This window comes from Actinomadura bangladeshensis, from assembly GCF_004348335.1.
GTDB classification, from domain to species: Bacteria; Actinomycetota; Actinomycetes; order Streptosporangiales; family Streptosporangiaceae; genus Spirillospora; species Spirillospora bangladeshensis.
Genome location: NZ_SMJW01000106.1, coordinates 1 through 26640, shown reverse-complemented (window position 1 = coordinate 26640; position 26640 = coordinate 1). Strand labels below are relative to the sequence as shown.

Annotated in this window: 28 protein-coding genes; 8 read left to right on the top strand and 20 right to left on the bottom strand. The window is 72.5% G+C overall.

Annotated features, from left to right (window positions below; translation table 11 throughout):
* A partial coding sequence (locus E1284_RS21035) for a YceI family protein (RefSeq protein WP_341770407.1) occupies nt 1-533 on the top strand: 533 nt, incomplete at its 5' end.
* On the opposite strand, the gene E1284_RS21030 is transcribed toward E1284_RS21035, so the two are convergent.
* From E1284_RS21030 to E1284_RS41625, 7 genes are read right to left on the bottom strand one after another with little or no spacing between them, the layout of a single operon-like run.
* Nucleotides 517-1302, bottom strand: a complete 786-nt coding sequence (locus E1284_RS21030) for a hypothetical protein (protein WP_131941490.1) — start codon at nt 1300-1302, stop codon at nt 517-519. The two genes, E1284_RS21035 and E1284_RS21030, sit on opposite strands and share 17 nt — an antisense overlap.
* Nucleotides 1299-2414, bottom strand: coding sequence for a glycosyltransferase family 4 protein (locus E1284_RS21025; RefSeq protein ID WP_131941488.1), 1116 nt, complete (start codon nt 2412-2414; stop codon nt 1299-1301). The genes E1284_RS21030 and E1284_RS21025 overlap by 4 nt, the downstream gene beginning before the upstream one ends.
* On the bottom strand, nt 2414-2767 hold the full coding sequence (locus E1284_RS21020; RefSeq protein WP_131941486.1) for a hypothetical protein: 354 nt from the start codon (nt 2765-2767) through the stop codon (nt 2414-2416). Before E1284_RS21020 ends, E1284_RS21025 begins: the two co-directional genes overlap by 1 nt.
* A complete protein-coding gene (locus E1284_RS21015; protein WP_131941484.1) occupies nt 2764-3492 on the bottom strand; it encodes a hypothetical protein in 729 nt (242 codons plus the stop codon). Before E1284_RS21015 ends, E1284_RS21020 begins: the two co-directional genes overlap by 4 nt.
* Nucleotides 3493-3538: 46 nt before the next feature.
* Nucleotides 3539-4690 carry a glycosyltransferase family 4 protein gene (locus tag E1284_RS21010; protein WP_131941482.1) on the bottom strand — a complete coding sequence of 384 codons (1152 nt, stop codon included), beginning with the start codon at nt 4688-4690 and terminating at the stop codon, nt 3539-3541.
* Nucleotides 4687-5649, bottom strand: a complete 963-nt coding sequence (locus E1284_RS21005; protein ID WP_243714638.1) for an NAD-dependent epimerase/dehydratase family protein — start codon at nt 5647-5649, stop codon at nt 4687-4689. The genes E1284_RS21010 and E1284_RS21005 overlap by 4 nt, the downstream gene beginning before the upstream one ends.
* Before the next feature lie 52 nt (nt 5650-5701).
* A complete protein-coding gene (locus E1284_RS41625; protein WP_165965355.1) occupies nt 5702-5854 on the bottom strand; it encodes a hypothetical protein in 153 nt (50 codons plus the stop codon).
* 81 nt (nt 5855-5935) lie between these two features.
* Here E1284_RS41625 and E1284_RS21000 point away from each other — a divergent pair, with 81 nt between their 5' ends.
* On the top strand, nt 5936-6310 hold the full coding sequence (locus E1284_RS21000; protein WP_131941480.1) for a hypothetical protein: 375 nt from the start codon (nt 5936-5938) through the stop codon (nt 6308-6310).
* Nucleotides 6311-6362: 52 nt separating this feature from the next.
* Here the strand turns inward: E1284_RS21000 and E1284_RS20995 are convergent, their stop codons facing one another.
* From E1284_RS20995 to E1284_RS20980, 4 genes are all read right to left on the bottom strand, one after another.
* Nucleotides 6363-6659, bottom strand: a complete 297-nt coding sequence (locus E1284_RS20995) for a MoaD/ThiS family protein (protein WP_131941478.1) — start codon at nt 6657-6659, stop codon at nt 6363-6365.
* On the bottom strand, nt 6656-7771 hold the full coding sequence (locus tag E1284_RS20990; protein WP_131941476.1) for a WD40/YVTN/BNR-like repeat-containing protein: 1116 nt from the start codon (nt 7769-7771) through the stop codon (nt 6656-6658). Before E1284_RS20990 ends, E1284_RS20995 begins: the two co-directional genes overlap by 4 nt.
* Before the next feature lie 173 nt (nt 7772-7944).
* A complete protein-coding gene (locus E1284_RS20985) occupies nt 7945-8154 on the bottom strand; it encodes a DUF397 domain-containing protein (protein ID WP_131941474.1) in 210 nt (69 codons plus the stop codon).
* Entirely contained in the window at nt 8151-8984 is an 834-nt protein-coding gene (locus E1284_RS20980; protein ID WP_165965354.1) for a helix-turn-helix domain-containing protein, read from the bottom strand. Before E1284_RS20980 ends, E1284_RS20985 begins: the two co-directional genes overlap by 4 nt.
* Nucleotides 8985-9110: 126 nt before the next feature.
* Between E1284_RS20980 and E1284_RS20975 the strand changes: the two genes are divergently transcribed.
* Entirely contained in the window at nt 9111-9338 is a 228-nt protein-coding gene (locus E1284_RS20975; protein WP_131941470.1) for a hypothetical protein, read from the top strand.
* A gap of 554 nt (nt 9339-9892) precedes the next feature.
* A complete protein-coding gene (locus E1284_RS20970; protein WP_243714637.1) occupies nt 9893-10711 on the top strand; it encodes a rhomboid family intramembrane serine protease in 819 nt (272 codons plus the stop codon).
* Nucleotides 10712-10723: 12 nt separating this feature from the next.
* Here E1284_RS20970 and E1284_RS20965 read toward each other — a convergent pair whose 3' ends face one another.
* The gene (locus E1284_RS20965; RefSeq protein WP_131941465.1) at nt 10724-11110 is read right to left on the bottom strand and encodes a nuclear transport factor 2 family protein; all 387 of its coding nucleotides are present in this window, start codon (nt 11108-11110) and stop codon (nt 10724-10726) included.
* 80 nt (nt 11111-11190) lie between these two features.
* Here E1284_RS20965 and E1284_RS20960 point away from each other — a divergent pair, with 80 nt between their 5' ends.
* A complete protein-coding gene (locus E1284_RS20960; RefSeq protein WP_243714636.1) occupies nt 11191-12024 on the top strand; it encodes a helix-turn-helix domain-containing protein in 834 nt (277 codons plus the stop codon).
* On the opposite strand, the gene E1284_RS20955 is transcribed toward E1284_RS20960, so the two are convergent.
* Together E1284_RS20955 and E1284_RS20950 are read right to left on the bottom strand one after the other, a co-directional pair.
* The gene (locus E1284_RS20955; protein ID WP_165965353.1) at nt 11970-13613 is read right to left on the bottom strand and encodes an ABC-F family ATP-binding cassette domain-containing protein; all 1644 of its coding nucleotides are present in this window, start codon (nt 13611-13613) and stop codon (nt 11970-11972) included. The two genes, E1284_RS20960 and E1284_RS20955, sit on opposite strands and share 55 nt — an antisense overlap.
* Nucleotides 13614-13661: 48 nt before the next feature.
* A complete protein-coding gene (locus tag E1284_RS20950) occupies nt 13662-15362 on the bottom strand; it encodes a proline--tRNA ligase (protein WP_131941462.1) in 1701 nt (566 codons plus the stop codon).
* A 58-nt stretch (nt 15363-15420) separates the two neighbouring features.
* Between E1284_RS20950 and proS the strand changes: the two genes are divergently transcribed.
* Nucleotides 15421-16869, top strand: a complete 1449-nt coding sequence (gene proS, locus E1284_RS20945) for a proline--tRNA ligase (RefSeq protein WP_243714635.1) — start codon at nt 15421-15423, stop codon at nt 16867-16869.
* Nucleotides 16870-16898: 29 nt separating this feature from the next.
* On the opposite strand, the gene E1284_RS20940 is transcribed toward proS, so the two are convergent.
* The 6 genes from E1284_RS20940 to E1284_RS43695 all read right to left on the bottom strand — a co-directional run bounded on the left by E1284_RS20940 (nt 16899) and on the right by E1284_RS43695 (nt 23027).
* On the bottom strand, nt 16899-17408 hold the full coding sequence (locus tag E1284_RS20940) for a DUF6328 family protein (protein ID WP_131941460.1): 510 nt from the start codon (nt 17406-17408) through the stop codon (nt 16899-16901).
* Between the two features lie 84 nt (nt 17409-17492).
* On the bottom strand, nt 17493-19457 hold the full coding sequence (locus E1284_RS43700; RefSeq protein ID WP_131941457.1) for a SpoIIE family protein phosphatase: 1965 nt from the start codon (nt 19455-19457) through the stop codon (nt 17493-17495).
* A gap of 131 nt (nt 19458-19588) precedes the next feature.
* Entirely contained in the window at nt 19589-20413 is an 825-nt protein-coding gene (locus tag E1284_RS20930; RefSeq protein WP_243714634.1) for an ANTAR domain-containing response regulator, read from the bottom strand.
* Nucleotides 20414-20517: 104 nt separating this feature from the next.
* On the bottom strand, nt 20518-20940 hold the full coding sequence (locus E1284_RS20925; RefSeq protein WP_131941451.1) for a CBS domain-containing protein: 423 nt from the start codon (nt 20938-20940) through the stop codon (nt 20518-20520).
* Nucleotides 20941-21243: 303 nt separating this feature from the next.
* Entirely contained in the window at nt 21244-21846 is a 603-nt protein-coding gene (locus tag E1284_RS20920) for a sigma-70 family RNA polymerase sigma factor (RefSeq protein WP_131941448.1), read from the bottom strand.
* A gap of 437 nt (nt 21847-22283) precedes the next feature.
* Nucleotides 22284-23027 carry a TetR/AcrR family transcriptional regulator gene (locus E1284_RS43695; protein ID WP_131941446.1) on the bottom strand — a complete coding sequence of 248 codons (744 nt, stop codon included), beginning with the start codon at nt 23025-23027 and terminating at the stop codon, nt 22284-22286.
* 210 nt (nt 23028-23237) lie between these two features.
* On the opposite strand from E1284_RS43695, the gene E1284_RS20910 reads away from it, so the two are divergent.
* Nucleotides 23238-25616 carry an ATP-binding SpoIIE family protein phosphatase gene (locus tag E1284_RS20910; protein WP_131941443.1) on the top strand — a complete coding sequence of 793 codons (2379 nt, stop codon included), beginning with the start codon at nt 23238-23240 and terminating at the stop codon, nt 25614-25616.
* 112 nt (nt 25617-25728) lie between these two features.
* A complete protein-coding gene (locus E1284_RS20905; protein ID WP_243714633.1) occupies nt 25729-26568 on the top strand; it encodes a hypothetical protein in 840 nt (279 codons plus the stop codon).
* Nucleotides 26569-26640 lie beyond the last annotated feature (72 nt).

Genomic DNA, 26640 nt, shown 5'->3' with positions numbered 1-26640 from the left:
GGGTGGGAGGCATGGAGGGAACGTTTCAGCTGGGACCGGACGACGGGCGGCTGCTGCTCCGCACGGGCCGCAGCGGGCTCGGCCGGCGGGCGGGGCACGACCTCACCATCGAGGCCACCCGGTGGTCGGCGTCGGTCACGGCCCGCGAGCCGCTGCAGGAGTCGTCCGCCGAGGTCGCGGTCGAGGTGGACGGGCTGGAGGTCCGGGAGGGCGCCGGCGGCGCGCTGCCGCTGTCGGACGGGGACCGCGCGGACATCACCAAGAATCTGCGCAAGATCCTCGACACCGGGCGGTATCCGCAGATCACCTTCGTCTCCACGGCGGTCGGGGACGACGCCGTCGAGGGCGACCTGACGATCATGGGCCGGACGAAACCGGTGCGGATCCGCGCCGCCCTGGACGGTGATCGGGTGCGGGGAGGTCTCACGGTGACGCAGTCACGCTGGGGCATCAAGCCGTACTCGGCGTTCTTCGGCGCGCTGCGGCTCGCCGACGACGTCGAGATCGAGTTCGACCTCACGTTGCCCGTCTAGCGCCGGTTTCGCGTCTGGCGCGGGCGGCGCGCGCGAACTGGTCGTCCAGGCTGCGCGGGAACGGCAGCATCCGGTGCCGTTCCCGCCAGGGCGCGTACTGGCGGACGGCGTTGAACCCGGCCGCGGTGATGATGCGCTCGACATTCGGGCCCGGCGTGTAAGCCGGGTAGATGTCGAGGTGGGCGATGCCCGGGGGAAGGCCATGCGGCCTTTGGGGCGACACCAGGGTGATGGGCGGGCTCACCCCTTCGGCGGACGCCATGTCCTGCGCGTAGGAGACGAGTTCCAGTGTCTCCAGGTCGGGCCCACTGTGGACGATGAGCCAGCCGTCGACGTCGATCGGCTCCGATGGGGGATCGGTCAGGGTCAGGGGTGCGACCTCGTCCGACGCGTCGTGCAGGTACGTCCCGTGGGCGGGATCAAGCGGCTCCAGGACGAACGTGCGGTCGAAGCGCGGTGGGTCGGCGGGGAGCAGCGGCCGGTATACGTCCCAGCGCAGCAGCCGGGCCAGGTGCGTGACCCTCGTCCCGGGCGGGAAGCGGGTCAGTTCGCCCTTGAGGCCGGCGGGGAACGCGTCCACGATCACTTCGTCCGGGGCGAGGTCCGCCGCGCTCTCCACGACGTCCCAGCCGCCCGTGACGCGCGGATCGGCGGCGAACCGCGACCCGGTCACCACGGTCACCGGCCCGTCCCACGCGAGCGTGTGCAGGACGGCTCGGAGCCGCGTCAGATGGCCGAGCCCGTCCCCGGCCGCGTAGCAGACGATCACCGGGCCGCGTCGAGGACGGCCAGGTACCCGGCGGTCTCCGCCGCCGGGGTGAAATCGCGCCGGATCCGCTCCGCGCCCGCCGCGCCGAGCTTCGCCAGCTCCTCGGCGCCCGCCCGCGCGGCCCGGTCGAGCGCCGCGCGGCAGCCGTGCGCGTCCCCGGCGGGGAAGGTGAACCCGATCTCGTCGTCGACGAGGTCGGCGAGCCCGCCGCCGTCCGACGCGATCAGCGGGACGCCCAGCGCCGCCGCCTCCAGCGCCACGTTCGGCATCCCGTCATAGAACGACGGCAGGGCCACGAGGTCGGAGCCCGCGTAGACGGCCGGCAGGTCGTAGCGCTCCATGAACGGCAGGAGCGAGTGCGGGACGTCGTGCCCGGCGAGCCACTCCCGCACGGACTCCTCGACCTCGCCGACCAGCAGCAGGTGGAACGCGCCGGTGCGGCCGGACGCGTCGAGCGCGTCCAGCAGGAAGCCGACGCCCTTCTTGACCTTGAGCTGCCCGATGAGGCCGATCGTGCGGCGGCCCGGCTCGACGTTCTCCTCCCGCCACGCGCGCCCCCTGGCCCGCTCGGACGGCAGGATCCGCCACTGCGCCGTGTCGACGCTGTTCGCGACGAAGGCGACCGGCGCGTCCGGGGCGAGCGCCGCCACCAGGGGTGCGTGCGACCGGGCGACGACGCAGACGCGGGACGAGGCGCGCAGCGCGTCCGCCAGCACGCCGCGCCGCCGCATCGAGAACACGCCGGCGTCGATGTCGTTGCCGCGCAGCAGCGTGACCAGCGGCGCGTCCAGCAGCGAGGACAGGACGGGCGCGGCGAGCATCGCGTAGACGCCGCCGAACGCCACGACATGGCCGTACCCGGTGAGGTTCTCGGCGGTGATCGTCGTCCACAGTCGGCGCAGCGCGTGCTCGGCGTCGTCGCCGAGCGGCGCGGTCACCAGCCGCCCGCCGAGCTCCCGCCGCACCCCCCACGGGCGGGCGCGGCGGGTCAGGTGGACGACGTCCACCTCGACGCCCGCGCCGCGCAGCCCCCGCACGATCCGGTCGCACGACTGCGCCATGCCGCCCTGGCTCGGCGGGTAGTGCTCGGTGAGCCACAGGACGCGGGACATCAGCTGTCCACGAAGCCGGTGTCGTCGTCCGGCCCCCAGTCGCCGCCGTAGGAGTAGTCGTCGCCCGGATTGAACGCGCCCCGGTCGTACTCGTTGAACGAGGAGTACCAGTAGATGTCGCTGTAGGTCTGCGAGCTGCGCTGGTAGTAGTGGCGCCGGTACCCGCCCGTCCACGCCGGGTGGTGCGGGTCCTGCGTCCCGTACCCGTGCGCCGCCGCGCACTCGGGGCACAGCCCGCCCTGCGCGGCGTGCTGGGCGCAGACGGCGCGCCGGCACTGCGGGCAGGACGCCACCGCGGCCTGGCCGCAGCGCCCCAGCACGAAGAATCCGGTGGTCACGGTGCAGCGGGTCACGTGGTCCTCCTCACGGCCGTGCCGGGCGGCGTCCAGCGGAACGGCTCCGTCGACACCTGCAGGATCAGGTCGACCATGGCCTGGTTCTCCCGCGGGCCCGGGAACTTGCCGCTCGCGCGGATCACCATCCGCCTGCCCTCCCTGACCTGGACCCTGACCCAGCCGGGCGGCGGCGACGGGGGCCGCCGGACGGCCGCGTCCTTCGGCAGCCGCCGGGTGACCTGCACCAGCTGCACCGTCTTGGTCTTGGTCTTGTCCTTGAGCTTGCCGCGCGGGTTCCGCTTCCGGCGCCAGCGGTACCGCACCCGGTCGGTGACGACGACGTCGAGGACGCTGCCGTCCCGCAGTTCCGCCCGCATCCGCAGCCACGCGTCGAACGCGAACCACTGCTGCATCTTGATGACCGGCCGCTGGACGTGCAGCTCCTGCCGCGGCCCGTTCTTCTCCGGGACCTGCGAGCCGCGCATGTCCGCCGCCACCGCCAGCCGCCCGTCCGGCGCCATGTCGGCGGTCAGCACCCGCAGCATCGGCACGAGCACGCCCGGGACCCGATCGTGCAGCTGCCACTTGCGCCGGCTCACGGCGGCGCCGTGGGCCGCGAGGCTCGCGATCACCGGCTCCCACTCGTCCCGCCGCAGCGAGACCGAGAAGCCCTTCTCCAGCGTGAGCGCCCTGTGCAGCGGATGGAACCGCTCGATGGCGGCCTTCTGCTTACGCCAGAACATGGGGCACCACCCGTTCGACCACCCGTTCGACCACGTGTCCGACCACCTATCGATCCAGCGTCCGGTAGACCTGCGCCAGCCGGGCGCGCGACCGCGCCCAGGTCAGGCTCTCCTCGATGTGCTCGCGGCCCCTCCGCCCCATCGCGGCGGCCTCCTGCGGGTACTCCAGCAGGATGCGGACGGCCCGGGCCAGCTCGGCGGGGCGGTCGGCCGGGACGAGCCGCCCGTGCACCCCGTCCGCCATCAGCTCGCGGACCGCCGGCAGGTCCGAGGCGACGACCGGCACGCCCGCCGCCATCGACTCGATCACCTTCAGCGGCGCGCAGCCCTGGTCCAGGTTGCGGGCGCAGCCGGTCAGCGGAGCGAGGGACGCCTCGGCGTGCGCCAGCCACGCGGCGACCTCGTGGTGCGGCAGCGCGAACCGCCAGTCGACCCGCCCGGCGACCCCGAGGCGCTCGGCGAGCCGCCGCACGTGCTTCGCCCGCCGCTCCGGGACGGACGCGCAGATGACCAGCCGCAGCCCGTCGAGGTCGGCGAGGCGGGCGAACGCGCGCATCAGCACGTCCAGGCCCTGCCACGGCTGCGTCGCGCCGACATAGACGACATACCGTTCAGGCGCATCGGCGGGCCGTTCGGTTTCACGCGGAACGTCGGCGCCGTTGGGCACCAGGTGGATCCTGCGCTCGGGGACGCCGCGCTCCCGGACGGCGTCGCCGATCACCCGCGACGGCACCACGACCGCGTCGCTGCGCTCCAGGCAGAACCGCTCCAGCTCGCGGATCTTGCCGAGCGTGCTCGGCGCCGCCCACGGCCACGTGTGGCTCATCTCGATGGACGGCAGGCCGTTGACCTCGTAGACGACCGTGTGGCGCCGTCCGTCCGCGACCGCCGGGAGCGCGCTCCACGGGTCCCGCACGTGGCAGACCTCCAGGGTCTCCCAGTGCGGCGCCAGGTGGTCGGCGACCCAGCCGGAGAACGCCTCGGCCCGGTCGATGAGGTTCGGGATCGGCGCGTCGAACCGCGCGATCTCCCGCGTCCCCTCGCGCTGGTAGCGGGGCAGGTCGCCGCCGCCGATGACGCCGAGGAGCCCGCCGCCGTAGTGCGCGAACAGCTCGTCGGCCATCTGCGCGATGTGCACCGCCGACCCTTTGCTCGACGGGAACCGGTCGAACGCGACATAGGCCGCCCTATGCCTCATCCGACTCGCACCTCCTCCATCGTCCGGAGCGCCCGATGCCAGGAGATCTGGTCCGCGAGCCCGGCCCGGAGGCCGATCGCGGGCGTCCAGCCGAGCAGCCGCCGGGCGCGCGCGACGTCGGCCCACGTCCGGGAGGCGTCACCGGCCACGGGCGTCTCCCGCTGGATCTCCGCCTCGACGCCGAGGGCGTCCGTCAGCATCGCGATCGCGTCCCGCACCGCCACGTGCTCGCCGTGACCGACGTTGATGGCGATACCGGGCGGCAGTTCCGCGGCCGCCGCCGCGAGCGTCGCCGACACCACGTCGCCGACATGCGTGAAGCTCCGCGACCTGCGCCCGTCGCCGAACACCGGCAGCGGGCGGCCGTCCAGCGCGGCCTCCGCGAACCGGTGGAACGCCATGTCGGGCCGCTGCCGGGGCCCGTACACCGAGAAGTACCTGAGCAGCACGACCCGGAGGCCGTCGCCGGCCGCGAGGCCCGCGAGCCGCTCCACCTCGACCTTGCTGACCGCGTAGGGGCTCTCGGGCCTGAGCGGGTCGTCCTCCCGGTTCGGCCGCCGCCCCGCCGACCCGTACACCGATGAACTCGACGCGACCACGACCTTCGGCCTGCGCCGGGCGCCGGTGCAGGCCGCGAGCAGCCGCCGCGTCGCCGTCACGTTGTCCCGCTCGACCACGGCCCGTCCGGGCCCCCACGAGTCGCGCACGCCCGGCCGCCCCGCCAGATGGACGACGAGGTCCGCCGCCGCGACGACGTCCAGTTCGTCCACGGCGAGGTCGATGTCCGCGGCGACGACCCCCGGCCTCGCCGCGACCTCCGCCCACGTCCGCCGCGCCACCTCCGGCGCCAGCGACCGCCCCGGCGCGTCCACCGCGAGAACCTCATGCCCCGCGTCCGAGAACGCGTCGACGACATGGCTCCCGATGAACCCCGCCGCACCAGTAACAACCACCCGCACGCGGGCACTGTAACCGCCCACCCCCGAAAACGGACAGGGCTCCAGTCCCACCTCACCCAGGACCGCCGCCGGGACGCCGGTCGCCCATCGAGCGGAGGCGGCCCTCCACTTCGGCCGCCTTCCCCGCAGGTACGGCGCGCTCCGACAGCACCAGGCGGGAGCAACGTTCGCCGAGCGACCAGATGAAGTGGACATAGCCGTCCACTGTCGTTACTTAGGGTTAGTTCTCAGTTACAGAGGGGCAGAACCGTCATGCCTATCAACACACTCTTGAAAGGGAGAGTTCGTGAAACTGCGCCATAGTTTCGCAACCCTGCTGCTCGCGGGCGCCGTCGGCGCCGGCCTCGCCGGTGCGCCGGCCGCGCAGGCGTCGGCCCCGCCGGCCGCCGAGGGGGCGAGCACGCCGGCCGCCGCCGGGTACCAGTACGCGACGGGGAAGGTGATCAGCCGCCACAAGCTCGCGATCCGGTCGAGGCCGACCTCGCACTCCAAGCGGGTCGGCTGGCTGAAGCCCGGCCAGCGGTTCTTCATCAAGTGCTGGACGCGCGGTCAGAAGGTCCGCCACACCCGCGTCTGGTACCGCATGGGCTACAGCAGCCCCAAGGACTACGTCTCGGGCGCCTACGTGAGGATCGTGAAGGGCCGGGTCACCCGCTGCTAGCGGAGCCGGACGAGGGGCGGGGGCGGCCCGCCGCTCCCGCCCCCTCGCCCGCTCATCCGCCGGCCATGGCGCCGACGACCATGAAAGGGTCGGTGCCCGCGGCGACGCGTTCGGGGAGCACCGTTTCCGGCGGGTCGTGCGACAGGTCCTGCTCGCAGGCGAAGAAGCGGACGAACGCCCGGCGGCGTCCGGTGGCGCGGTCGCGGATCGTCCCGCGCAGTACCGGATACCGGGCCTCCAGGGCGTCCAGGACCGTGCACAGCGTGACCGGCTCGGGGACGTCCAGCTCCACCTCGCCCTGCACACCGGCGAGCACGCGCAGGTGCGCGGGCAGCACGACGCGGATCATGGCAGCGTCTGGACTTCCACCGACAGCACGGCCGGCAGGTCGCGGACGATGGGCTCCCACGTGTCGCCGGCGTCGGCGGACGCGTATACCTGCCCACCCGTCGTACCGAAGTAGACGCCGCACGAATCGAGCGAGTCGACGGCCATCGCGTCCCGCAGCACGTTCACATAGCAGTGGCTCTGCGGCAGCCCCTCGGTGAGCGGCTCCCACTCGTTCCCGCCGACGCGGCTGCGGTAGACGCGCAGTCGCCCCTCCGGCGGGTAGTGCTCGGAGTCGCTCTTGATCGGGACGACGTACACGGTGTCCGGTTCGTGCGCGTGGACGGCGATCGGGAATCCGAAGTCGCTCGGCAGGTCGCCGCTGATCTCGCGCCAGTTCTCGCCCGCGTCGTCGCTGCGCATGACATCCCAATGTTTTTGCATGTAGAGCACCTCGGGACGCGCCGGATGCATCGTGATGCGGTGCACGCAGTGCCCGACCTCGGCGTCCTCGTCGGGGATGCCTTCCGAACGCAGCCCGCGGTTGATCGCCTTCCACGTCTTGCCGGCGTCGTCCGTCCGGAACGCGCCCGCCGCCGAGATGGCCACGTACATGCGCGCCGCGTTCACGGGATCCCGCAGGATCGTGTGCAGGCACATCCCGCCGGCGCCCGGCTGCCAGGACGGCCCGGACCCGTGCTCACGCAGCCCGGGAAGCTCCTGCCACGACGCCCCGCCGTCGACCGACCGGAACAGGGCGGCGTCCTCGATCCCCGCGTGGACGGTGTCCGGGTCCGTCGGCGACGGCTCCAGATGCCAGACGCGCTTGAACTCCCACGGCTTCGGTGTGCCGTCGTACCACTGGTGCGTCCCCGGCACCCCCTCGTAGGCGAACTCGTTCCCCACCGGCCGCCATGTCGCGCCCCCGTCGTCCGACCGCTGGATCAGCTGCCCGAACCACCCCGTCGACTGCGACGCGTACAGCCGCGCCGGATCGGCGGCCGACCCCGCGACGTGGTAGACCTCCCAGCCGCCGAAATGGGGCCCGCTGACCTTCCAGTCCTTGCGCGACCCGTCCGCGGTGAGGATGAACGCGCCCTTCCGCGTCCCGACCAGAACCCGCACTCCGCTCATGGCTGCTCCCTCCGAGCGCCGTCCGGCATGCTTCGACCGCCGATACTGACCCCCGCCACCGACAAAACTCATCGCCCCGTCCACGGTTCCGCCGAAGAGATGACCAGCGACCATGAGTTCCGCGAGCGGTTGAGCCGAAGGGGGCGGCGGGTTGGAGCGGACAGCGACCGAGGTTAGGGGAGGTCGTGTGTGCCGCTCTTGATGTGGTCAGTGAGCGCTTGCCAGGCAGTGGGGACGAGGGTGAGGCAGGGGCCGTCAGGGTCCTTGGAGTCCCGGACGGCGACGGCGGGGGCGAGGGCCGCGACCTCGACGCATGCGCCGCCTTGGCCGCTGCTGCGACTGCTCTTGCGCCACTGGGGTGCCGACCGATCTGTGGTGCTCACGCGTAGCCTTCCTGGATCTGCTGGATCGCCTTGAGAGACTCGCCTGCTCGGAGCGACTCACCCATGACCAGGTCGAAACGTACTCTGTATTCCGCCACCGTCGTTCCGTCCTCGATGAGGTGGCTGATCTCGGGGCCTTCATGGTAGGCGACGTCCAATCCTCCAGGAAGGCTCAGAACGAAGAAGGAACCGTCCAGCCCGGCATAGGTCACGGATGAGAAGGGCAGCATTCGGATCTCGACCCGCGGGTTTATCGTGGCCACGTCGACCAACTTGGCCAACTGGTCATGCATTACCTTCGGGCCGCCGACAGGACGCCGGAGTGCAGCCTCGTCGAGGACGAACCACATGCGTGGCGCGTCGTCACGCGCGAGGATCTCCTGTCGCTCCAAGCGGGCGTAGACGCGCTCCTCCAACACGTCTGGTCGGAGGCCCGAACTCATCACGGCCTGCGCATAGGCAGGGGTTTGCAGTAGACCAGGCACTACCTGCGCTTCGAAGCATCGCATTGAGACGCACGCGGTTTCGAATTGTGCGTACCTTGAGAAGCCGGGCGGGGCGGCCAGGTGCTTGCCTTCCCGCTTGATCTCTCGCCACATGTGCCAGAACGCGCGCGCCTGGGTCTTGAAGAACACGTCCAGGTCGTCGGCCGTCGGCTCGGACGGTGGCTTCTGTGCGGTCTCCAGCTTTTCGATCCAGCTCGCCTGGCATCCGAGGGCCTGTGCGAGTTGTGGGCGTGACAGACCGGCTGCTTCTCGGTGGGCGCGCAGGACCGCGCCGAACGTTCGAAGCAGCGGGTCACGGGTGTAGCCGTCTTGCTCCTTCGGCATTTGGGGGGTCCCTCGTCCGGGGTGGGGTGCCGTCTGGGGTGTGTTGGTCCTGTAGCTGAGCGTAGCCGACCCTGTGACGCTGGTCACGGAAATCGGAAGACAGGACGAGACCGAAGGCATTCACCGATGGACACGCGAGCGCAGGACGAGACGGAGTTGGAGCGGCTGCGGGCCGACTTCGCGGGGTGGCGGATCTGGCGGGCCGTCAAGCAGGACGGACGGCTGGGGGAGTGGGTGGCCAGCCTGCACGACCCTCGGGTGGGGATCGAGCCGACGCTCATGTTCCCCACGGCGCCGCTGCTGCGGGGCGCGCTGATCCGGCAGGCCGAGAGCGCCAAGGCAAGAATCCGATGAGCCCGGCGCGGCCGGTGGACGTCCCCCCGGGCCCACCGGCCGCGTCGTTCCACGGGAAGGGAATGCCGTGAATCCGCGGGCTGAGAATCAGGTGGTCCCGGGCGCGCCACGTAATGAGCGGCGTGTTCAGCTGGATGCGCTTCGGGCCGTTGTTGAGGCGCGGCCTGAGTTGGGGTGCGCGATTGTTGAACGGCGCGGGACGCCCAGGTTGAGCGTCGTCCGATATGGCGGGACGGGGCCGTTCGCCGAGATCGGGTGCGACTACGTGCGGGCGGCGTGGTGGTTCACATGGAGTGACGGGAAGCCGATCGCGCCGGTCCAGGACACGGCTGAGGTCGTGTGACTGCTCGTCCGCGTATTGGATTAGCGGGGGCGGGCTGCCTTTCGCGTCGCGTCCCCGATGGGGCGTCGGTAAGATCGCCGGGCTTTGGAAAGGGTGGATCATGGCGACGACCCAGGGTGAACGGCAAGAGGCGCCCGCGTGCTATCGGCATCCCAAGCGGGAGACCTATGTGCGCTGCACACGGTGTGACCGCTACATCTGCCCGGATTGCATGCGTGACGCGGCGGTGGGCCAGCAGTGCGTCGAATGCGTGCGCGAGGGCAACAGGACAGTCCGGCAGGGCCGGACGGTCTTCGGTGGCAAGGTCTCGGTGACGCCCTGGGCGACCTACGTCCTGATCGCCGTGAACGTGCTGGTGTATCTGGGTGAGCTGGCCAAGCCGGACCTGGCCGACATGCTCGGGTCCCTGGGCATGGGCCTGATCGGGCCGGACGGCGGGATGTACGCGGCCGACGGCGGGACGTACCCGGGGTTCGAGTCGGTCGGTGTCGCGTACGGCGAGTGGTACCGGCTGATCACCTCCGCGTTCGTGCACCTGCTGCCCACGGAGGGCGGCTTCGGAATCCTCCACATCGTCCTCAACATGTGGTGGCTGTGGCGGCTCGGCCGCCCGACCGAGGAGATGCTCGGCCGGTGGCGCTTCCTCGCCCTGTACCTGCTGGGCGCGCTCGGCGGCTCGGTGCTCGGCTACCTCATCGACCCGGACATGAACGCGGTGGGCGCCTCGGGGGCGGTCTTCGGGCTCACCGCCGCCTACTGGATCTTCATGCGCCGCCTCGGCCACCCGATGGACGAGGCCAACCGCCTCGTCGCGTTCGCGCTGCTCTGGCTGGTCGTCTCGGCCGGGGTGACCGCGTGGCAGGCCCACCTCGGCGGCCTCCTGGCGGGCGGCGCCATCGCCCTGGCGTTCGCCCACGCGCCGCGGGAGCGCCGCGCCCTCGTCCAGGTGGGTGCCGCCGCGGCCATGCTCGTCCTGCTGACCGTCCTGGTGGTGATCAAGACCTCGGAACTCGGCGGCACCCTCCTCTGACGGGCTCGCGGGTCAGCGGACGGGCTCCCACCACGTCAAATTCGCGGCCGCCTGCGCGGCCGGTTCGATGGTCTCCCAGCACTCGGCGATGAGACCGCCGTCGATCCGCCAGATGTCGATCACGGCCGTCTCCGGGCCGCCATCGGGGAGGCGGCGCCGCGAATGCATGACGACGTGGTCGCCGTCGGCCAGCAGGTGCTCGATCTCGACCTGCATGCCGGCCAGCGGGGTGAGCGCCGACTGCACGGCGGCGAGCCATTCCGCCTTGGTCTTGGACGTCGAGTCCGGCCGGTGGTGAAGGAAATCGTCGCTCAGGAGAGGTTCGAGCGCGTCGACGCTGCCCGTCTGCAGCAGTTCCGCCAATGCTCGCTGGACGATGCTCTTGTTGTCTGCGGTCATGGGAGGAGTGTTTCCGCAGCCGCGATGATTGTCGATGAAACCGCATTTCATGGCGTCCGGTCCCACGATGAGTACGCTCGATGACCATGCACACGGTCGGGGAGCTGCTGCGGCGGTGGCGGCATCGGCGGGGGCTCAGCCAGCTCGATCTGGCGATCGCGGCCGACGTCTCGGCCCGTCACGTCAGCCTGGTGGAGACGGGGAAGTCCAACCCGAGCGCCGACATGGTCCTGCGGCTCGCCGACCAGCTCGACGTGCCGCTGCGCGAGCGGAACCGGCTGCTGCTCGCGGCCGGTTTCGCGCCCCGGTTCGCCGAGCGGCCCCTGGAGGACGGCGCGCTGTCGGCGGCCCGGGACGCGGTCGCCAGGGTGCTCCGCGCTCACGAGCCGTATCCGGCGCTGGCGTTCGACCGCCGGTGGAACATCGTGATGACCAACCGCGCCATCGAGCCGTTCTTCGCCCGCGTCGATGCCGAGTTGCTCCGGCCGCCGGTCAACCTCGTGCGGCTGGGGCTGGACCCGCGCGGGTTCGCTCCACTGGTCGTCAACCTGGCCGACGTGCGGGCGGTGTTCCGCTCCCGGATCAGGCGGCAGCTCGCCGTCTCCCCGGACGCGGAGCTCGCCACGCTCTACGAGGAGGTTCTGGAGCCGGGCCCCGAGGACGCCTCGAGCCGCTCGATCGACCGCGATGTCGTGATCCCGATGATCCTGCGGCTGGACGGACGGGAACTGCGGCTTTTCTCGACCATCACCACGTTCGGTACACCGATGGACATCACCCTGGAGGAGATCGCGGTCGAGTCGTACTACCCGGCCGACGCGGAGAGCGCCGCCTACTTCGAGCGGCCGCACGGCCCCGGTCAGCGGGGGCGGGCGACCCGGGTCTCGTCCCAGACGGGTTCGGCGGACTCGTAGACGGTGCCGTCAGCGCCAAAGACCAGGTGGCGGTCGAAGGAGCGGGCGAACCAGCGGTCGTGGGTTACGGAGATGACCGTGCCCTCGTAGGACTCTAGGCCCTCCTGGAGGGCTTCGGCGCTGGCCAAGTCGAGGTTGTCCGTCGGCTCGTCCAAGAGGAGGAGGGTGGCGCCGCCCAGTTCCAGCAGGAGGATCTGCAGGCGGGCCTGCTGGCCGCCGGAGAGCGTCTCGAAGGGCTGTTCCGCGCAGACGTTCAGCTCGTAGCGGGTCAGGGCGCTCATGGCGTCGTTGCGCAGGCGGGCGTGCTCGGTCATGACGATCTCGCACGGCGTGCGGCCCGCCAGATCGGGGCGGGCGTGGGTCTGCGCGAACAGGCCGGGGACCACGCGGGCGCCCAGGCGGGCGATGCCGGTGTGCGCGACCGGCTCCACGGGCGTCGCGCCTCGGGGGAGTGCTTCGGCGATGGCCGTGAGCAGGCGCAGGAAGTGGGATTTGCCGGAGCCGTTCGAGCCCAGGACCGCGACGCGTTCGCCGTACCAGACCTCCGTGCCGAAGGGCTTCATGAGGTCCGTCAGTTCGAGGTCCTCGCAGACCACCGCCCGCTTGCCGGTGCGGCCGCCGTGCAGGCGCATCTTGAGGTTCTGGTCGCGCGGCGGGATCTCGGGCGGGCCCGCCTCCTCGAACTTGCGCAGGCGCGTCTGGGCCGCGCGGTAGCGGGACGCGAAGCCGTCGTTGACCGTGGCCTTGTTCCGCAGCATGGTGACGAGGTCCTTGAGCTTCGCGTGCTCCTCGTCCCAGCGGCGGCGCAGCTCTTCGAGGCGCTCGTTGCGGTCGCGGCGCGCGGCCGCGTAGGTGGCGAAGCGGCCGCCGTGGATCCAGACGCGGCCCGCCTCGACGGTGACGATGCGGTCGGCGGAGCGGTCGAGGAGTTCGCGGTCGTGGGACACCAGGAGGACCGTCTTCGGTGTCTCGCGGAGCCTCTCCTCCAGCCAGCGTTTGCCGGGGACGTCCAGGTAGTTGTCGGGCTCGTCCAGCAGAAGGACCTGATCGGGGCCGCGGAGCAGCGCTTCGAGGGCCAATCGCTTCTGCTCCCCGCCCGACAGGGTCCGGACTTCGCGCCAGCGGCAGCCGTCGTAGGAGATGCCGAGGGCCGCGACGCAGCAGGCGTCCCAGAGCACCTCGATCTCGTAGCCGCCCGCGTCGCCCCAGCCCGACAGGGCCGTGGCGTAGCGCAGCTGGGCGGGCTCGTCGTCGCGCTCCATCATTGCGAGCTCCGCCGCCTCCACCGCCTCGGCGGCGGTCCGGACGCGCGGCGGCGCGAGGGAGAGCAGCAGGTCGTGGACGGACGAGTCGTCGCGCATGCTGCCGATGAACTGGCGCATCACGCCGATGCCGCCGCTGTGCCCGACGGTTCCGGACTGGGGCGCGAGGTCCCCGGCGATCAGGCGCAGGAGGGTCGTCTTGCCGGCGCCGTTCGGGCCGACGAGGGCGGCCGTGACGCCGTCGCCGACGCGGAAGGAGACGTCGTTCAGCAGCATCCTGCCGTCCGGCAGTACATGGCTGATATGTCCGACTTCGACGTGTCCCACGGCTCCCCCTCGGTGGACCTCCGAGTCTCCGGAGGGGCGCCGCGAGCGTCAAACGGTTTTCGCCAGCAGCGACTCGATGTGCCCGGTGACCTCGGCCAGGGCGACCGCGGACGTCTCGCCGGTGGCGCGCACGCCGATCTCGGCGGCGCCTTCGGCCAGGCTGCGGCGGCCGATCGTGACCCGGTACGGGATGCCGGTCAGCTCCGCGTCGCGGAACTTCACGCCCGCCCGCTCCGGGCGGTCGTCGATCACGACCTCGACGCCCGCGGCGGACAGGGCCGCGTAGACGTCCTCGGCCGCCCGCGCCACCTCGGCGTCGTCGGACTGGGCCGGGACGACCGAGACCTGGAACGGGGCCACCGACACGGGCCAGACGATGCCGCGCTCGTCGTTGTGGGTCTCCACGATCGCGGCCATCGCGCGCTCCACGCCGATCCCGTAGCTGCCCATGATCACCGGGACGAGCCTGCCGTCCGGGTCCAGGACCTCGACGCCCAGCGCGCGGGCGTAGCGGTCGCCGAGCTTGAAGATGTGGCCCACCTCGATGGCCCGCACGATCTCCAGCGGCGACCCGCACCGGACGCAGGGCTCCCCGGCGGCGACCTCGCGCAGATCCGCCCAGGCGCCCACGGCGATGTCGCGGTCGACGTCCACGCCGCGCAGGTGGACGTCGTCGGTGTTCGCGCCGGTGAACATGTCGCGGCGGCCCCGGAGCGCCTCGTCCGCGATCACCGGAAGCGACACGCCGACGGCGCCGAGGCTCCCGGGAAGCGCCCCCAGCGCGTCCTGGATCTCGGACGGTTCGGCGGCGCGGATCTCGACGGCGCCCGTCGCGTCCACGAGCTTCTGCTCGTTGAGCGGGTGGTCGCCGCGCAGCAGCACGAGCGTCAGCGCGCCGTCCAGGATGTAGACGAGCGTCTTGACCTGCCGGTCGCCGGGCGCGTCGTAGGCCCGCAGATCGTCGATGGTCCGGACGCCGGGCGTGTCGAACCGCTCGGGCGCGGGCAGCCCCGGGCCGTCCGCGGCGGCGGGCAGCGCGGAGGTCGCGCGCTCGATGTTCGCCGCGTAGCCGCAGGCGGGGCAGTGGGCGACGAGGTCCTCGCCGACGTCGGACGGGCACATGAACTCGGTCGAACCGGAGCCGCCCATGGTGCCGCTGGACGCCTCGCAGGCCAGCGCCGGGATGCCCAGCCGGGCGAAGATCCGCGTGTAGGCGCCGTGATAGGCGTCGAACGACGCGTCCAGCCCGGAGCGGTCGATGTCGAAGCTGTAGGCGTCCTTCATCGTGAACTCGCGGGTCCGCATGAGGCCGCCCTTGGGGCGCGGCTCGTCCCGGAACTTCGTCTGGAACTGGTACCACTGCTGCGGCAGCCGCTTGTAGGAGCCGAGCTCCCGGGCGACGGTCGCGAAGATCTCCTCGTGCGTCATGCCGAGGGCGAGGTCGGCGCCGCGCCGGTCGCGGAGCCGGAACATCTCCTGGCCCATGAGCTCCCAGCGGCCCGACCTCTCCCACGGCTCGGCCGGGTGCATCGCCGGCAGCAGCATCTCCTGCGCGCCGATCGCGTCCATCTCCGCGCGCACGATGGCGATGATCTTCGACCGGACGCGGACGGCCAGCGGCAGCAGCGAGTAGTGGCCGGCGGCGAGCTGCCGGACGAAGCCCGCCCGCAGCAGCAGCCGGTGGCTCGGCGCGTCCGCCTCCGCGGGGTCCTCGCGGAGCGTGGGCACGAACATCTGGGACCAGCGCATCTCGCGAGCCTAGCCAATCGTTCCTGCCCGCCGCCGCCGGTCAGTACCCTTGTGTGCCGTGAGTCGAGAAGGTGTGACACCGCAGAGCGAGGATTTCTCCGCCTGGTACAACGAGGTGGTCGTCCAGGCCCAGCTCGTCGACCGCGGCCCCGTCCGCGGCACGATGGTCATCCGACCGTACGGGTACCGGATGTGGGAGCTGCTCCAGGCCGACCTGGACCGGCGCATCAAGGACGCGGGGCATGACAACGCCTGCTTCCCGATGTTCATCCCGGAGTCCTACCTCAAGCGCGAGGCCGAGCACGTCGAGGGCTTCTCGCCGGAGCTGGCGGTCGTCACCCACGCGGGCGGCAAGGACCTGGAGGAGCCGCTGGTCGTGCGGCCCACGTCCGAGACCGTCATCGGCGAGTACATGGCCAAGTGGATCGATTCCCACCGCGACCTGCCGCTGCTGCTGAACCAGTGGGCGAACGTCGTCCGGTGGGAGATGCGGCCCCGGATGTTCCTGCGCACCACCGAGTTCCTCTGGCAGGAGGGCCACACCGCGCACATCGACGAGGACGACGCGATGCGCGAGACGATGTGGGCACTGGACGCCTACGCCGCCGTCGCCCGCGACCTCGCCGCGATGCCCGTCGTCGCGGGGGAGAAGACGCCCGGCGAGCGGTTCGCCGGCGCCGTCCGCACGTACACGATCGAGGGCATGATGCGGGACGGCCGGGCGCTGCAGGCCGGCACCTCGCACTACCTCGGCACCAACTTCGCCAAGGCGTTCGACATCCAGTACCAGGACGAGGAGCGCAAGCTCGCGCACGCGCACACCACGTCCTGGGGGATGAGCACCCGCATGATCGGCGGCGTGATCATGACGCACGGGGACGACAAGGGCCTCGTGCTGCCGCCGCGCCTCGCGCCCTACCAGGTCGTCATCGTGCCGATCGGGCGCAAGGAGCAGGGCGAGCAGGCCGCAGCCGAGGCCCGCAGGCTCGGTGCGGCGATCAAGTCGGCGGGCATCCGCGTGCACGTCGACGACAACCGCCCGCAGCTGTCGCCGGGCTTCAAGTTCAACGAGTGGGAGATGCGCGGCGTCCCGGTCCGCATCGAACTCGGCAAGCGCGACATCGAGGGCGGCGTCGCGACCGTCGTCCGGCGGCTGCCGACCGTCGAGGGGCAGGGCAAGGAGCAGATCCCCCTGGACAAGGTGCCCGAGGTGCTGCCGGGGATGCTCGCCGACTTCCAGGAGTTCCTGCTGGCCAGGGCCGAGACGTTCCGCGAGGACAACACCGCGGCCGTCGACTCCTGGGACGCGTTCGCGGCCCAGGTCGCCACCGGGTGGGCCCGCGCGTTCCACTGCGGCGAGGCCGAGTGCGAGGACGCGATCAAGGCCGACACCGCCGCGACCCCGCGCGTCATCCCGGCGGACGCGCCCGAGGAGTCGGGCGCCTGCGTGAAGTGCGGTAAGCCGTCTGCCTACGGCAAGCGCGTCATCTTCGGCAAGGCGTACTAGGGCGGGGCGCAGTACGGGAGCCCGCGCGATCAGCCGTCCTCGGCCTCGGTCGCGCGGGCGTTCGCCGTCATGCGGGTCATGTACGGCTGGACGAACCACGCCCAGCCGCACAGCGCCAGGATCGCCACGGCCGTGAGGACGACGGCGACCGTCCGCTCCGACAGCGACTCCACGATCAGCATCGTGGCCGAGGTGATCGAGGTCGCCAGCGCGAACGCGCCGACGATCCCGAACCGGTTGGCGCGCTTGATCAGCAGGGGCTTCTGGCCGAGCCGGAACAGGATCCGGTGCTGGAACACCGGGGCGATGAAGCAGATCGAGGCGAGCGCCGCCCCGAACAGCGCGATGTAGAACAGCGGCAGGCCCGTGCCGTCCACCTTGTCGAAACCGGCGGAGAACGGGACGGTCAGCAGGAACGCGAAGAGCACCTGCACGCCGGTCGTCGCGACCCGGAACCCCTGGAGGAGCTCCATCAGCTGACGGTCGAGCCGCTCGTGCTCGGTCTCGTTGCGCGGCTTGTCCGCGGGATCGACGGTCATGTACCCGATCTACCCCGGCGAACGATCATCATCCCGACATTCCGCCCGTGCGGCGGGGCCGCGTCCCGGCCGGGGCGGCCCGTGCTATCCGAGGCTGGGCGGTTCCACGCGCAGCGCGAGCATGGAGACGTCGTCCCGCAGGTCGCCGTCGCAGAAGTCCAGCAGGGCCCGCTCCACCCCGGCGAGCATGCCCTCCGGCGTGTCGCCGGCGTGCCCGGCGAGCGCCTCCAGCAGGCGCTCCTGGCCGAACTCCTGCCGCGTCATGTCGCACGCCTCCAGGACGCCGTCGGAGTGCAGGATCAGCGTGTCCCCGACGGTGAGGTCGATCGTGTCCAGGCCGGCCTCGAAGTCCTCGAACAGGCCGAGCGGGACGCCGCCCCGGGACGCCGACCTGATCACCCCGTCGGCGCGCACCACGATCGCCGGCGGATGGCCCGCCGTGCCCAGCGAGACCAGGACCCGCTCGGTCTCCAGCGTCAGGCCCGCCATCACCGCCGTGACGAAGCGGTCCTCGTCCAGCAGCGCCTCGTTCACGATGCCGAGGACGTCGCCCGGGGACGCCTTCCACCGCGAGGCCAGCCGGACGCAGTGCCGCGCCGTCGCCGTCACCGCGGCCGCGTCCTCGCCCTTGCCGCACACGTCGCCGAGGACCAGGCCCCAGCCGTTCTCCGTGCGGAACACGTCGTAGAAGTCGCCGCCCACGTCCGAGCCGTGCGTCGACGTCAGGTACCTGGCGGCCACGCTCACGCCGGGGATCGCCGGCAGCGACTTCGGCAGCAGCCCCGCCTGCAGCGTGTCCGCGACCTCGGCGCGCCGCCGGTACAGCCGCGCCGCCCGGATCACCAGCGCAAGGTAGCGGCCGAGCCGCTGCACGACGCCGAGGTCCATCAGGTCGAACGGGCCGTACTCGCCGCTCGCCGCCAAGGTGATCGTTCCAATGGCGCGGTCGCCGTCCTCGATCGGCACGCTCAGCACCGAGGTCGCGCCGATCTTGCCGCAGACGGGATGCCCGTCCGGGCAGACGCCGAGGACGTCGAGGTTCTCCACGTGCGGCCGCAGCGCGCTCTGCCGGGTGACGAAGACGGTGTGCGGGAGCGTGCCCTGCGCGGGCTCGACCTCCTCCAGCATCCGCGCGGCCTCGACGGAGTGCTCGTCCTCCGGGCCCATCACGACCTGGCGGCGCAGCTCCGGCGCCCCGGCCGCGTGGATGCCGCCCTGGAGCTGCCCGCCGGGGCCGCCGTTCGGGCCGGTCAGGTCGATGAACGCCCAGTCGGCCAGCTCGGCGGCCAGCAGCCGGGCGCAGCGCCGGACGGCCACCGTCTCGTTGAAGACCGGCTCGTCGAGCAGCAGCTCGCTGGCGGTGGCGAGGACGTCCATCCGGTGCACGATCGTGGCCACGGCCTCGTCGTCGACCGGGGCGCCCTGCGCCGCCCGCGCCTGGTTCTTCGCCACGCCCTTCTGCGGCCGGTCGTCGGTGGGCGTGGTCGTCGGGCCCGCCGCCACCACGACCATCGGGTCGGGCTCGCCGCGGATCCACACCCGCGCCAGCGTCACCACGGCGTCGACGGGGTGGTCGCGGCCGAGGAAGCGCACGTTGACGCGGCGGCGCCGCCCCGTCCGGACGACGGCGGCGAGCTGCGACCGCACCGCCGCGCGGGTCGCCATGTCGCAGAACGCGGTGAACTGCTTGCCGGACACGTACCCGGACGACGTGCCGAGCAGCGTCGCCGCCTGCCGGTTGACGCGGCGGACGCTCGTCGTCCGGTCCAGCAGGAACAGCGGGACGGGGGCGTCCTGGAAGACGGTGCGCAGTACCCGGCGCTCGTTCTCCGCCGCGGCCGATCCGCCCTGCTCGCCGGTCTGCTCACCGCCCATGGTGCGCAGCACGGTCAGCGCCAGCTCGAGTTCGACCAGCGCCGCGTCCAGGGTGGCGCGCAGGTCGGGTTCGGGGATGCCGGCGGCTTGGCGCAGCTCCCCGATGCGTCCTTCGAGGTCCGAGATCTCCCGCAGCAGGGACTCGGGTTCGAGCTGGTCGGGCTGATCGTGCATCTGGTCTCCCTCTCGTCCGCGTCACACGGTGGAACCAGCTCGGCTCCCGCCCCGGACCGGGCCGGGCCACGATCCACGGGGCCGCTTCGGGCAGCCTATTCGCAACATCGGCATGCGTCTGTAAGCGCGGCTTAAGGAATGCCCTGATGACCGACGATACGCTGAGCGAGAGCGGTCAGCTTCACATGACGCGTCTGCGAGATGCGGCGCATCTCGGCGAAAGCCTCGTCGGCGTCGCACCCCAGCGCGTGCATGAGAATGCCCTTCGCCTGGTCGACGATCGCGCGCGCCTCGACCGCCTCCTGCAGCTGGACGGCGGTCCGGTGCACGTCGTCGTACTGCTGGCTGTTGGAGACGGCGGCGGTGCCCTGCGCGATCAGCAGCGACGCGAGCGCGTGCCGGCCGTGGCCGAGCGCCTTCGGCGTCACCCCGTACAGAGTCAGCGTGACGAGCACGGGCGGGTTCACGTGCGGGGTCGTGGTGAAGCAGCGCACCCCGCGGCGCAGCATGTCCGACATCGACTCGGGCCAGCGGGTCTCGGCGAGGATGTCGTCGGAGGTCAGCACCCGGCGCTCGCGCACCACGTCGAACATCGGCCCGTGCCCGCGGGACAGCTGCCGGTCGGTGACCTCGGCGAGATCGGGATGGCTCGCCGCCGTCGCCAGCGGCTCCGGGCGCACCTCCTCCATCGCCCCGGAGTCCACGGTGGTCTCGCCGGTCGGGGCCCCGTCGTCCAGGGGCGGGACGGTCCCGGGGACGGCCCATTCGGCGCCCGCGCCGGCGGCCGGGGGCAGCGCCCACCGCACGCTCGCGGCGCCCGCGCAGCCGGGGACGGCCCGCGCGGCCAGCTCGGTCACCCGGTGCAGGGTGCCGACATCGGAGGACTCCCCGACCATGCCGAGGCGGGCGATCTCCAGCGCCAGCTGGTCGGTCAGAACCGTTTCGGTGGGCGTCACCCCTCCGAGAGTATCCTGGCCGGTCGGCTGCGTGACATGCCCGGCCGCTCGACTTCCCCGGCAGTCCATCGGCGGGCGTGGCTCGTCGGCGGCGCGGTCAGGGGCTAGTTGTTGGGCGGCGCCTTGCTGATCTCCGAGAGCGGCCCCGCCTCGCCGTTGGCCACCGCGAGGTCGCCGATGGACACGATGCCCACCGGGCGCTGCTCGGCGTCCACGACGGGCAGCCGCCGGACCGCCTGCTCGCACATCAGACGCGCCACGGTCCCGGTGTCGTCGTCCGGATGGACGGTCGTCAGCTCCGCCGTGCACACGTCGCCGAGGGGCGTCAGCGACGTGTCGCGGCTCTCGGCGACCGCGCGGACCACGATGTCGCGGTCGGTCACCAGGCCGCACAGCCGTCCGGCGAAGGTGACCAGGACATCGCCGATCCCCTCGTCCCGCATCACGCGGGCCGCCTCGTACAGCGTCGCGTCCAGCGGCAGGGACAGCGGTGCCGCCGTCATCACGTCGCTGACCCTTGGTGGCATCGCGCGCACATCCTCCCGAATCGCCGGCGGCTCGCGGCCCGTGTGCGCGCCTTACCCACGGTCGCCGCGCCTATGCGGGCGGTTCCAGCTTCGGTCACCGTTTCGCATGCTCAGTGCCACCTGAAGCCGCCCGGCAGCCGGGGCCGGGGGCCGACGTGGTCACGCAGGGCAAGCCGATGGTAACCGATCACCCACGGAACGTACAGGCGAATCCTGGAGGGAAATTCTGGGAGCAAAGGGACGATCCCGCAGTCACGGGGCAACTGCGGGATCGCGACGGGGGAAGGCGACGTGCGCGAGGCGTCACGCGGCCAGGATGTGCGCGGCGCGGCGGTGGTCGGCGAGGGACTCGCGGAGCTGCTTGCGGCCGCGGTGCAGGCGGGACATGACCGTGCCGATGGGGGTGCCCATCATCTGGGCGATCTCCTTGTAGGCGTAGCCCTCGACGTCCGCGAGGTAGACGGCGTCCCGGAAGTCCTTCGGCAGGGCGCGCAGCGCGGCGATCACCTCGGAGTCGGGGATGCGGTCCAGCGCCTCGGACTCGGCGGACCGGAAGCCCGCGGCGGACGCCTCGGTCTGCGCGAGCTGCCACTCCTCCAGCTCCTCGGAGCCGGCGCGCTGGGGCTCGCGCTGCTTCTTGCGGTAGGTGTTGATGAAGTTGTTGGTGAGGATCCGGTGCAGCCAGGCCTTGAGGTTCGTGCCCTCCTGGAACTGGTGGAAGTTCACGTAGGCCTTGGCGAGGGTCTCCTGCACGAGGTCCTCGGCGTCCGCGGTGTTGCGGGTCATGCGGACGGCGCTGGCGTACAGCGGGTCGGCGAGGGGCAGGACGTCGCGCTCGTAGCGCTGGGTGCTCTCGATGTTCGTGATGCTCCTGTTGTCGCGGACAGGCGCGGTGACAGCGGTCATCGTCGTCGCTTCCCGTTGGTAGTGCCCCCCGGTGAAAGGGGCCGGTTGCATGGCGCGTGGTCGGGGGCACGCGCGGACCGAGCGGACGAAGCCGCCCCCCGTTGAGTGGTACGTGCCACCGTTCCCGGCGGGTTCGTGAGGGGACTCGGCCTCGCATGGAGCGTGGGCCGAAGGCCGTGCGCGGGATCGTGATGAGCCAGGGCGACCCCGTTCTCCGGGACGTCGCGGGCCTTGCCGGATCGAGCGCCGTTACCACCCGCCGGTGGTCTTCTTGCTATGTAAGACGCCCGGAGGGGGTCAAAAGGTTGCCTTGACCTCGGTGTTGCTCATCACACCCGGCGGCGTGTCGGCCGAACCGCTCGGCCGGATGATGTAGAGCGCACGGCCCGCGCACGTTATTCCTTAGGGCACCGCGTCGGCCGTTGGCCGATATTGGATCATTCGGTCGGTAGATGGCCCGCCAGCACCGCGCGCACGAGCCCCGCCGCGAACTCCTCCGGTGCCGCCGGGAGCCCGGCCCCCGCCGCCACCGTCTCCGGCCCGGCGAGCCGGGTCAGGAAGGCGTGCTGCTGGCAGCCGCCGAGCAGGGCCGCCGCGATGAACGGGAGCGGCGCGTCCGCCTTGACGCGTCCCGCCCGCCGCTCCGCCTCCAGGTAGCCGATCAGGGCGGAGTGCCCCAGTACCGGACCGGTCACCGCACCTCCGGCGGGGCCGGCCGGAGGGCCACCGGGCGCCCCGGGCGGCGGCGCTCCCGCGTCCTGGCCAGGTCCGGTCCGCACGCGCGCCTTGGCGGACGTCCCGTTCTGTGCTGGGGCGGCCCGCCTCTGCTCGCTGACCGGGCCGTTGTCGCGCAACCAGGCGATCAGCTCCGGATCGGCCAGGACGGGCCCCGTCATCGGCAGCAGTTCGCCATAGAAGCGGACCATGCCGGCGGCCAGCCGGACGAGGTTCTCCTCCACCGTGTCCCGGCCGGCCGACGCGGCGAGCGCCGCCATCGCCGTCCGCGCGGTTCCCGCGACCTCCGCCAGGGCCGCCGCGAACAGCGCCGTCTTGTTCGCGAAGTGGTTGTAGAGGCTGCCTTCGGACACCCCGGCGCTGCGCGCGATCTCCTTGGTCGTCGCGGCCGTGATCCCGCGCGCCCGGATCACCGCGACGGCCGCGGCGAGGATCCGGTCCCGCATCGGCTCCGTCCGTGCCGCCAACCCCGACTCACCGTCTTCCCATGTCGCCGTGCCCTTCGCCGTGGACGCTAGCACCCGCGGGCTGCTGAGTGAGCACTCACCCGATGCTTTTTGGAGGAGTCTCGGCACACCTGTCTCACACGAGGTAACGTCCCCCTCACCGCGTGTTGCCGGGGACTTCCGGCGTCGCTCGCCCGGGAGGGGGACTGCATGGTCATCGCGGACTTGCTGGGGGTGGCGAGCATGGCCGCCATCACCCTCGACGAGCGGGGACGGATCAGCCACTGGGACGAGACCGCCGCCGAGGTGTTCGGCGTCGGCCCGCCCCGGGCGCTCGGCCGCGCGCCCGCCGCGCTGCTGCGGCTGCCCCGCGAGCACCGCGGCGTCTTCGAGCCGGAGAGCTTCGGGCACGTCTGGTGCGGCACCTGCACCCTGCCGCGCGTCGACACCGGCGAACCGGCCGAGGTCGGCTGGTGGGTCTACCCGATCGAGCGGGCGCCGGGCGAGCACGGCGTCAGCGTGCTCGCGCTGGCCGCCGACCTGCGCCGGCTCCGCCGCAACGGGCTCGGCGTCACCGTCGGCGACCTGCCGCTCGCCCCGCCCGACGGGCCCGGCGGTACGGGCACCGCGGTCCGCCGGCCCGCCGGCCGGCTGCTGCGGGTCGAGCCCGCGCTCACCCCGGCGGCCGGGAACGGGCCCGACGCGCCCGCCGCCGCGTTCGCCGACCGGATCGCGGGGCTGCTGCCCGCGCTCGACCCGGCCGCGTCCGAGAAGATCGCCTCCCGGGTGCTCGGGCTCGGCTGCCCGGCCGTCTCGCTCGGGCTGACGATCCGGCTGCCGATCGTGCCGCCCATCGGCGCGTCCCCGGTCGTCCCGCCGCCGCGGCCCGCGCGGGCGCGCCGGCCCCGCCCGCTCCCGCGGGGCGTCCCCGAGACCCTGGAGCCGCTCGCCTACCTCAGCGAGGCCGGGCAGCAGATCGGCAGCTCGCTCGACCACCTCCAGGCGGCCCGGACGCTCGCCGAGGTCCTCGTCCCGCGGCTCGCCGACTTCGCGGCCGTCGAGCTGCTCGAACGCGTCGTCGCCGACTCGGCCCCGCCCGCCGACGAGGTCGACGAGACGACGCTGATGCGCCGCGTCGCCGTCGCCCACAACGACGAGTCCGGGCGCTGGGACGAGGCCGTCCCCGAGGGCGAGGCGCTGTTCCTGCCGTCCGGGACCCCGTTCGTCCAGGCCATGCGGACCGGACGGCCGGTGCACATCCGGCGCGTCGGCCCGGCCCAGGCCGCCCGGCTCGCCGCTGCGTTCGGCGACCGCGACCTGCGCCCGCTGTTCACCGGGCGGGCGCTGCTGATCGCCCCGCTGATCGCGCGCGGGCGGGTGCTCGGCACGTTCAAGCTGCTGCGCAAGTCCGACCGCCCCTGGTTCGACGAGGTCGACCTCGCCATGGTCGACGAGCTGGCCCGCCGCGCCGCGCTGTGCATCGACAACGGGCGGCTGTACCGGCGCGAGGTCCAGGTCGCCGAGGAACTGCAGCGCAGCATGCTGCCCGACGACCCGCCGGACGTCGCCGGCGCCCGCGTCCGCTACCGCTACCGGCCCGCCGAGCAGGCCGCGCAGGTCGGCGGCGACTGGTTCGACGCCATCCCGCTGCCCGGCTGCCGGCTCGGCATCGTCGTCGGGGACGTGATGGGGCACGGCCTCACCGCCGCCGCGATCATGGGGCAGATGCGCACCGCCGTGCGCACCCTCGCCGGCGACGACATGCGGCCCGACCGGCTGCTGCGCCGGCTCGACGGGCTCGCCCGCCGGCTCGGCGAGGACTACCTCGCCACCTGCCTGTACGCGGTGTACGACCCGGTCGAGCGGCGGTGCACGCTGGCCAACGCGGGGCATCTCCCGCCCGTCCTCGTCGCGGCGGACGGCGAGAGCCGGGTGCTGGCCGTCCCGCCGGGCGTGCCCATCGGGGTGGGCGGCGAGCCGTTCGAGACGATGGAGGTCAAGGTCGAGGACGGGTCGCAGCTCCTGCTGTGCACCGACGGGCTCCTCGAACGCCGCGGCCGCGACATCGAGGAGGGCCTGGAGGCGCTGCGCGCCCGGCTCGCCGGGGCGTCCGCCGACCTCGACGGCACCTGCGACGACCTGCTCCACACGCTCGCGTCCGACACCGCCGCCGACGACATCGCCATCGTCGCGGTCGGGTTCGACGGCATCCCCCTCGACGAGGTCGTCACCTGGGAGCTGGAACCCGTGCCGGACAGCGTCCCGTGGATCCGCGCGCAGGTCGCCGCCCGGCTCGCCGGCTGGGGCCTGGAGCGCCTCACCGACACGGCCCAGCTGCTCGTCAGCGAACTCGTCACCAACGCCCTCGTGCACGGCGCCGGGTCCCTCGGCGTCCGGCTGATCAAGGGGCGGACGCTGCTGTGCGAGGTGCACGACGACGGCGCCGACCTGCCGCACCTGCGGCACGCCGAGGCCACCGACGAGTCGGGGCGCGGGCTCCAGCTCGTCCACCATCTCGCGGCCCGCTGGGGGACGCACCGCACCGACGCGGGCAAGATCGTGTGGGTGGAGCAGCGGCTGCCGCGCTGATCGTGGGCCCGCCTCGCCGGTTCGGGAGGTAATTGTCCCGTTGCCGCCAGGTACTCTCCGGCGTCCCCATCGGCTGTGATCGAAGGGTGCCGGCTACCCGCGGGGGGCGAGTTTGGGTGAACATCTGACGCTGCCCGTTCCGGAGACCCTCTTCGGAACCTACGCCGTGGCGCTCGCCGAACCGCTCACCGACCCGACGTCCCTCGCCCGCGACCACGTGGCGCGGCACACCCCGCCGCCGCTGCGCGACCTCGTCCTCGGCATGCTCGGCAGCCCCATGATGACCCTCGACCAGCGTCCCACCGCCGACTTCCCGCCGCTGCCCGCCGACCTCCTCGCCGCCTACGGCGCCGCCGCGCCCGACCTGGAGGCGATCGCGTCCGCCGCCCAGGTGATCGCCGTCCGCGCCGCCTACCGCCCGGGCCGCCCGCCCGCGCACGAACTGGCGTCCCGCGCCGTCGCCGGCGCCCTCGGCACGATCGCCCGCGCCCCGGTGGTCGACGTCTTCACCCCGCAGGTCCTGGCGCCGTCCCAGCTGCGGCGCTCTTTGGGCACCTTCAGGCTCACCGACTGGATGCTGCTTCCGCACACGTCCGGGCCGGGCGGCTTCTTCGTCACCACCAAGGGCCTCGCCCGTTTCGGCCTCCCGGAACTGCAGACGGAGGGCGTCCCGCCCGCCCTCGTCGACCCCTGGGGCCGCCTCCTGAACGGCCTGGCGCACCGCCTCCTGGACCTCTGGCTGGACGAACTCCCCGTCGACGCACTGACCGCCGACATCCCCGGGACCATCACCGTCGGCCTGCGGGACATAGCCGCCGCCCAGGGCGCCGAGGACCCGTCCAGTCGCGAGGTGCCCGTCCGCCTCCGGCCGGCCCCGGGCCCCGTCCTCACCGCCGGCGACGACCCGCAAGCCCTGTGCACGGCCCTCTTCGGCACCCCACCTTGCCGATGATCTTGAAGAGAGCGCAGGATCGACACCGTGAGATTCGGCCCGCGTGACCGCCCCAGCCCCGAGCCCGAGGAC

What these genes read in the sequence shown, in the direction of transcription:
- E1284_RS21025 (WP_131941488.1), bottom strand. Translation starts at nt 2,414, where the DNA reads ATGTCCCGCGTCCTGTGGCTCACCGAGCACTACCCGCCGAGCCAGGGC.
- E1284_RS21015 (WP_131941484.1), bottom strand. Translation starts at nt 3,492, where the DNA reads ATGTTCTGGCGTAAGCAGAAGGCCGCCATCGAGCGGTTCCATCCGCTG.
- E1284_RS21010 (WP_131941482.1), bottom strand. Translation starts at nt 4,690, where the DNA reads ATGAGGCATAGGGCGGCCTATGTCGCGTTCGACCGGTTCCCGTCGAGC.
- E1284_RS20995 (WP_131941478.1), bottom strand. Translation starts at nt 6,659, where the DNA reads ATGATCCGCGTCGTGCTGCCCGCGCACCTGCGCGTGCTCGCCGGTGTG.
- E1284_RS20990 (WP_131941476.1), bottom strand. Translation starts at nt 7,771, where the DNA reads ATGAGCGGAGTGCGGGTTCTGGTCGGGACGCGGAAGGGCGCGTTCATC.
- E1284_RS20980 (WP_165965354.1), bottom strand. Translation starts at nt 8,984, where the DNA reads ATGCCGAAGGAGCAAGACGGCTACACCCGTGACCCGCTGCTTCGAACG.
- E1284_RS20975 (WP_131941470.1), top strand. Translation starts at nt 9,111, where the DNA reads ATGGACACGCGAGCGCAGGACGAGACGGAGTTGGAGCGGCTGCGGGCC.
- E1284_RS20970 (WP_243714637.1), top strand. Translation starts at nt 9,893, where the DNA reads ATGCGTGACGCGGCGGTGGGCCAGCAGTGCGTCGAATGCGTGCGCGAG.
- E1284_RS20965 (WP_131941465.1), bottom strand. Translation starts at nt 11,110, where the DNA reads ATGACCGCAGACAACAAGAGCATCGTCCAGCGAGCATTGGCGGAACTG.
- E1284_RS20960 (WP_243714636.1), top strand. Translation starts at nt 11,191, where the DNA reads ATGACCATGCACACGGTCGGGGAGCTGCTGCGGCGGTGGCGGCATCGG.
- E1284_RS20950 (WP_131941462.1), bottom strand. Translation starts at nt 15,362, where the DNA reads ATGCGCTGGTCCCAGATGTTCGTGCCCACGCTCCGCGAGGACCCCGCG.
- E1284_RS20940 (WP_131941460.1), bottom strand. Translation starts at nt 17,408, where the DNA reads ATGACCGTCGATCCCGCGGACAAGCCGCGCAACGAGACCGAGCACGAG.
- E1284_RS43700 (WP_131941457.1), bottom strand. Translation starts at nt 19,457, where the DNA reads ATGCACGATCAGCCCGACCAGCTCGAACCCGAGTCCCTGCTGCGGGAG.
- E1284_RS20925 (WP_131941451.1), bottom strand. Translation starts at nt 20,940, where the DNA reads ATGCCACCAAGGGTCAGCGACGTGATGACGGCGGCACCGCTGTCCCTG.
- E1284_RS20920 (WP_131941448.1), bottom strand. Translation starts at nt 21,846, where the DNA reads ATGACCGCTGTCACCGCGCCTGTCCGCGACAACAGGAGCATCACGAAC.
- E1284_RS43695 (WP_131941446.1), bottom strand. Translation starts at nt 23,027, where the DNA reads ATGCGGGACCGGATCCTCGCCGCGGCCGTCGCGGTGATCCGGGCGCGC.
- E1284_RS20910 (WP_131941443.1), top strand. Translation starts at nt 23,238, where the DNA reads ATGGTCATCGCGGACTTGCTGGGGGTGGCGAGCATGGCCGCCATCACC.